The sequence below is a fragment of the Enterococcus sp. RIT-PI-f genome (genome assembly GCF_001297065.1).
Classification (GTDB): Bacteria; Bacillota; Bacilli; order Lactobacillales; family Enterococcaceae; genus Enterococcus_D.
In genome coordinates, this window is the sequence record NZ_LHOX01000016.1 from 219,402 (window position 1) to 226,176 (window position 6,775).

At 34.9% G+C, this 6,775-nt stretch carries 7 protein-coding genes and 1 pseudogene; all 8 read left to right on the forward strand.

Translation table 11 applies throughout. The annotated features are described in order from the left end of the window. Positions 1 to 15 precede the first annotated feature (15 nt). Positions 16 to 795 (forward strand): YveK family protein, encoded by a 780-nt coding sequence (locus AEQ18_RS09910; RefSeq protein WP_054116182.1) that lies wholly within the window; start codon positions 16 to 18, stop codon positions 793 to 795. 13 nt (positions 796 to 808) lie between these two features. After that, positions 809 to 1,513 (forward strand): CpsD/CapB family tyrosine-protein kinase, encoded by a 705-nt coding sequence (locus AEQ18_RS09915; protein WP_054116183.1) that lies wholly within the window; start codon positions 809 to 811, stop codon positions 1,511 to 1,513. Positions 1,514 to 1,532: 19 nt separating this feature from the next. Next, complete coding sequence (locus AEQ18_RS09920) at positions 1,533 to 2,297, forward strand: tyrosine-protein phosphatase (protein ID WP_054116184.1); 765 nt, start codon at positions 1,533 to 1,535, stop codon at positions 2,295 to 2,297. 12 nt (positions 2,298 to 2,309) lie between these two features. Next, positions 2,310 to 4,127, forward strand: coding sequence for a polysaccharide biosynthesis protein (locus tag AEQ18_RS09925; protein ID WP_054116185.1), 1,818 nt, complete (start codon positions 2,310 to 2,312; stop codon positions 4,125 to 4,127). Positions 4,128 to 4,138: 11 nt separating this feature from the next. After that, on the forward strand, positions 4,139 to 4,735 hold the full coding sequence (locus AEQ18_RS09930; protein WP_235505525.1) for a sugar transferase: 597 nt from the start codon (positions 4,139 to 4,141) through the stop codon (positions 4,733 to 4,735). Positions 4,736 to 4,747: 12 nt separating this feature from the next. Continuing rightward, complete coding sequence (locus AEQ18_RS09935; protein WP_054116187.1) at positions 4,748 to 5,557, forward strand: aldolase/citrate lyase family protein; 810 nt, start codon at positions 4,748 to 4,750, stop codon at positions 5,555 to 5,557. Continuing rightward, entirely contained in the window at positions 5,544 to 6,557 is a 1,014-nt protein-coding gene (locus AEQ18_RS09940; protein ID WP_054116188.1) for an Ldh family oxidoreductase, read from the forward strand. The genes AEQ18_RS09935 and AEQ18_RS09940 overlap by 14 nt, the downstream gene beginning before the upstream one ends. Before the next feature lie 23 nt (positions 6,558 to 6,580). Then, a pseudogene (locus AEQ18_RS15950) lies at positions 6,581 to 6,775 on the forward strand (hypothetical protein); the annotation flags it as partial.

Consider the following 6,775-nt stretch of genomic DNA (forward strand, 5'->3'; position numbering starts at 1 on the left):
GAAAGTTGAGACAAAATGGAAGAGACGATTAGTTTAAAAGAGATATTTGAAATATTACGTAAACACCTGACAACGATTTTGATTTCCATGTTTGCCGGATTGGCATTCGCAGGAATCTTTACATTCTTTGTTATTACGCCATCCTATAGCTCACAAGCTCAATTGATCGTGACATTGCCACAATCGGAAACTACAAATGCCAATGATGTCAATACGAATCTCCAAATGATCAACACCTATAAAGATATGATCGTCAGTGACTTGGTCATTAACGAAGTCAAAGATCGATTAGAAACTGAAAACAATGTCAAAATGACAGCCAGCCAAATTAGCAATGCCATCACGATCAATCAATCACAAAATTCACAAATGTTTTCGATTCAAGCGACGAATGAAAATGCAATCAGAGCACAGCAAATCGCCAATACGACTTCATTGGTCTTTCAAGAAAATGCCAAAGATGTGATGAATGTCGACAAAATTTCGATTATATCAAGTGCTGTAGCAAGTTCTTCCCCCGTTTCACCAAATAATCAATTGAATTTGGCCATTGGATTGGTACTAGGAATCATGGTAGGAATCGGATTAGCCTTTTTATTGGAACTGTTGGATCGCACGGTGAAAGATGATAAATTCGTGACCGACAGTTTAGGATTCACAGTCTTAGGCACTGTGCCACAAATGACACAAAAAGAAGTGAATGCAACCATTCAAAAAAAATCAGCAACACCAACCATCAAGAAGCCGACAAACGACAAGTCAGAAGAATCTCGACGCAGTCGTTCGAGAGTGTAGGAGGAGAGAATGAATGGCTAAAAAGCAAGAAAGAAAAGCAACCCAAACACATGCAGTGAGTTTGATCACGTTAGTTGATCCATCTTCTCCTATCGCAGAACAATATCGAACGATCCGTACCAACATTCAGTTTGCATCTTCAGCAGACCGACGAATTCAGACGATCGTCATCACTTCCTCAGGACCAGGAGAAGGCAAATCAACGACATCGGCCAACTTAGCCGTTGTCTTCGCAAAGTCTGGTCAACGAGTCTTATTGGTCGATGCGGATATGCGCAAACCAACAGTCTATAAGACCTTTAACCTAAGCAATGCCTCTGGATTGAGTACCGTATTAAGTACCTCCACCAGCGTGTTAGAAGTAGCTCAAAAAACGGTGATCGATAACTTATCCGTGCTAACGAGTGGACCGAAACCCCCAAATCCATCTGAATTGCTAGGTTCGACAAGAATGAATCAAGTAATGGAAGAGGCCAAAAATTTATATGATGTAGTGATATTCGATATGCCGCCGGTTGTAGCGGTGACGGACGCGCAAATCATGGCATCTAAAGCAGACGGCACGATCGTTGTGGTACGAGAAAACGTTTCACGCAAAGAATCATTAAGTAAGGCGAAAGAATTGTTGAATATGGTTCAAGCCCGAGTATTAGGGGTCGTCTATAACGGTGCTGAAAATAGCAAAGATTCTAGTTATTACTATTATTATGGAAACTAACTGATTGGAGACAAGAGAAATGATTGACTTACATTGCCATATACTTCCCGGAATCGATGATGGTGCCGAAGATTTGACTGCAAGTATTGCCATGGCTGAGAAAGCCATTAGTCAAGGAATCACCCATATTCTATGTACACCCCATCATAACAATGGGAAATATAGCAATCCTAAAGCGAGTGTCATTTCTCTTGTGTCTTCTTTACAGGAAGAGTTAGATCAACGCCATCTACCATTAACCCTGTTGGAAGGACAGGAAGTTCGCATTACTGGAGGTTTGATTGAGGATATACGAAGAAACGAGATTCTTTTCACGGATTTAGAGGATACGTATATTTTGATAGAATTTCCTACAATGGAGGTTCCTACTTACGCAGAAAGGACTTTTTTCGAATTAAAAAGTTTAGGGATGACACCGGTCATTGTGCATCCAGAACGGAATGCGTATTTCAGAAAGGATCCCAATCATTTGATCCCATTTTTAGAAATGGGCTGTTTGGCACAATTGACCGCACCAAGTTATGTGGGTACCTTTGGGAAAGATATTCAAAAGACAGCAAAAATCATGGTGGAACACAATTTGGTACAAATGATGGCTTCTGATGCCCATGGAGTGAAAAAACGTACTTTTTATATGAAAGAGGCGTATCAGCAAATTGGCAAAGATTTTGGGGCAGACAAAGTGACAAAAATGCAACAAGTGGCAAAAGATTTGATCAATGGAGATGCAATTGATTATCCAGATTTTATAGAAGTAAAAAAGAAAAAGTTTGGTTTATTTTAGGAGGTTTTTGGGGTGTTAGATTTAACAAGAAGAAAAAAAGTGGTAATACTAATCATTATCGATAGTTTATTGCTAATTATAGCAAATATAGCTTCATATTATTTTATGAAACCATTTGTCTCGATACCAATGAATTTTATGCGCCTATCTGTATTACTGTCTGTCACATTTTATTTGATTTTTGGATTTGTTTTCCGGGTGTTCTCCAGAATCAATCGTTATACCAATCTGAGTGAGATGATTGCTATATTCTTGGCACTTTCTTTCAGTTCAATATTAAGTATTGCTTTTTTCTTTTTTGGCGACGAAAACTATAGTCTACGTATGACAATTTTCACCTACTTTCTCACACTGTCCTCTATCATTTCCAGTCGATTACTTTGGCGATTATATATTGAAAAGAAGAATAGTCGCTATTTAACAACTGATGCTACGAAAAATACCATGATTGTCGGTGCCGGTGAAGGCGGTCGGATCCTTTATAACAGTCTTCTAGGATCAAAAACAGCGAATGAAATCAATGTGATAGGTTTTGTGGATGATGATCCCAACAAAAAGAATACCTATCTTTCAGGCAAGAAAGTATTCGGCAATATTAGCCAATTGCCAGAACTAGTCAACAAATATGAGATCAAAATGATTACGATTGCAATCCCTTCATTATCACGGAAAAAACTGCGAGAAATCTTTGAGGCAATCGAACCGCTACATGTTAAAGTAAATACCATGCCGTCAATGGAAGAAATGGCTTCAGGTAAGATCAGTATGTCGCGGTTGAAAAAAATTGATGTTGTTGATCTACTGGGGAGAGATGAAGTTCAGTTAGATATTGCTTCAATTAAAGACCAAATCACCGCTAAAACGATCTTAGTTACTGGAGCTGGCGGATCGATTGGTTCGGAAATATGCCGGCAGGTGATTGAATTTAATCCAAGGAGACTAATCTTAGTAGGCCATGGTGAAAATTCCATCTATTTGATTGATCGAGAATTAAGAAATAACTATAAATTAAGTGAAACAGAGATTATTCCTATCATTGCAGATGTGCAAGATCGGGATAAAATCTTTGAGATCATGCATAGCTATCGTCCAGAAATCGTATATCATGCGGCTGCACACAAACATGTTCCATTGATGGAGTATAATCCAAGAGAAGCGGTCAAGAATAATATTTATGGGTCGAAGAATGTGGCTGAAGCAGCCAAATCAGCACAAGTGAAAAATTTTGTCATGGTGTCTACAGATAAAGCAAATAATCCACCTAACGTCATGGGGGCAACCAAGAGAATTGCGGAGATGATTGTTACAGGCTTGAATGAAGAAGGGTTTACCAAGTTCTCAGCAGTACGTTTCGGTAATGTATTGGGCTCTAGAGGGAGTGTGATTCCAGTCTTTAGAGAACAAATTGCCAAAGGTGGGCCAATCACTGTGACAGATTTTCGGATGACTAGATACTTCATGACGATTCCTGAAGCAAGCCGATTGGTAATACAATCTGGGGCCTTGGCTAAGGGTGGCGAAATCTTCATTTTGGATATGAGCGAACCGGTCAAGATCGTCGATCTGGCAAAAAATATGATTCGGTTAAGTGGTTATAGCGAAGATGAGATTGAGATTGTAGAAACAGGTATACGTCCAGGAGAAAAACTATATGAAGAATTGCTTTTAGATAAGGAGCGTAATGATAATGCAATCTTCGAAAAAATTTTTGTAGGTAATATAAATGGTTATACTTTTGAAGATGTTATGAATTTTGTAAATAATCTTCCTGAGAACGATATTGAATTAGCTAAACTTGTAGTTGGTTTTGCAAATAGTTCGAATAAATAATGAGGTGGCTTATGTACTATAATGTTAAAAGAAGTTTAGATTTTTTTATATCCCTAATAGGTATTTTAATAACTTGTCCAGTGTTACTTTTAGTTTCAATATTCATACTAGTTGATTCTAGAGGTCCGATAATTTTTAAGCAAAAAAGATTAGGAAAGAATGGAAAAGAATTCAATATTTATAAATTTCGTTCTATGACAGTTGGAGCTGAATCTAAAGGATCGGGTCAATATTCGTATTCAAATGATCCACGCGTTACAAGGGTGGGTAAAGTAATCAGAGCAACAAGTATTGATGAATTACCTCAATTCTTTAATATTATTAAAGGTGAAATGTCATTGATTGGACCTAGACCAACGCTAACTTACCATCCAAAGAAAATTACTGAATATTCAGATTTTGAAAAGAAAAGATTTTTAGTGAGACCTGGTGTAACAGGTTGGGCACAAATCAATGGTAGAAAAAATGTTCTATGGGAGGATAGATTTAAATTTGATGTATATTATGTAGAAAACTTATCCTTCAAATTTGATTGTATAATTCTAATTACAACTATTAAAAATGTTATTCTTATGAAAGATAATCTCAACATAAATAAAACGAGATAGGATGAAGTAAAAATGGATTTTTTTTATATAACGAATGATTCTCAAGAAGCTTCAATAGCTCAAAAAGCTGGTGTGTCACATATTTTTATTGACTTAGAGGTTAATGGGAAAGAAGAAAGACAAAAAAATATGGATACAGTAAAATCTTCTCACGAAATCGAAGATATAATTGCAATAAAAGAAATTGCTACTACAAGCAAGATTTTAGTACGAGTTAATCCGATTTATTTTGACTCAATGTGTGAAATTAATAAGGCTATAGATTTTGGTGCAAATGTAATAATGTTACCGTATTTTAAAACAACTGAAGAAGTAAAGAAATTCATAGATATTGTAGGAAAGAGAGCAGAAACTATTCTTCTTCTAGAAACGAAACAGTCTGTAGAAATATTAGATGAGATATGCAAGATTGAAGGTATTGACAGAATTCATATTGGCTTAAATGATTTGAGTTTAAGTTTAAAAAAGAGTTTCATGTTTGAACTTATATCTGATGGTACGGTTGAAAAAATATCAAATAAACTAAAAACCTATAATATTCCGTTTGGATTTGGTGGGATTTCAACTTTAAATACAGGTATGTTACCAGCAGAAAATATATTGAAAGAGCATATTAGGCTTGGATCGAATTCTGTAATTCTTTCAAGAAGTTTTAAAAAATCAGTAATAAACAAATATGGATGTTCTAATTTTGAAGAGGGATTTAAAGAAGAACTCAGTGCAATAGAAAACTTTTTAGAAATTCCTATTGATTTCAATTCTAATGATAATTTAAGTGAAATAGATTTAGTTATAAAGGAGATAATAAATGGAAAACATTAATATACCTTATAACGAATTAAGAGATTTGACAGTTTCTCTATTAAAGTCAAAAGGATTAAATGAGTTTGATAGCAGTGTTATTGCAGATTATTTTATAAGAGTCGAAGCAATGGGAATTAAAACTCACGGATATACAACTTTAAAAAGTCATATTAATAAAATTGAAAATAATCAATATAATTTAAATGCCGTTATTCAAACAAAGAGAGTTATGGACAGTGTGTTAGTAGCAGATTCAGATAATTCAATAGGAATGATATCTGCAACAAAATTAATGAATATTTGCATCCAAGAAGCGAAGAATCATGGAATGTATATTGTACATTGTAATAATGCCAATACTTTTGGGGCAGCTTCCTATTATTGTAATCTAGCAGTTCAATCTGGACTTATAGGAATTACATTTTCTAATTCACCTGCTGCTATGGCTCCTTGGGGTGGTATAGATAATTTATTAGGAACAAATCCTTTCTCCATTGGTATCCCTAGCAATAATTATGCACCATTTATCTTTGATATGTCATCCTCAATAGTTGCCAAGTCAAAAATTAATAGTGCTAGAATTGAAGGAAAAAAAATTCCAGAAGGTTGGGCAATAGATAGTCAAGGAAATCCTACAATAGATCCACTGGAAGCAATAAAGGGTTCTTTGCTTCCAGTAGGAGAACATAAGGGTTATGGAATAGCGATGATGATCGACATTATGGCTGGGCTGCTTTCAGGAGCAGCGTTTCAAAGTAAAGTTAAAAAGTTTTATAGAGAATCTGATGAGGGTTCAATGAATGTAGGACAGGTGTTTATAGTCATAGATCCAGTAAGAATATATGGTGAGAATTTTTATAATAAGATGGACGAATACCTTGAAAATATTAAAGCTTCAAAACCAATAAACAAATATTCTAATATAAGATATCCCGGTGAACATTTGAATTTAAGATTAAAATGTTCTTTGGAGAGTGGCATTGAAATGAATAAAAAATTATTCGAGGAATTATTCTAATATTAGAAGGGAGAATATTATTTGTGAAGCGAAATAATCAAATTGTATTTCTACAATTTATAGGGCCGATTTTTGTTATTTTGGGACATTCATTAAATGGATTTTCAAACGATTATTTTGAGACAATATGGTATGTTTTTAGTAAAGATTGGATATATATTTTTCATATGTCTATGTTCTTTTTTATTTCTGGTTTTTTATTTGTTAAAAGTATTGAA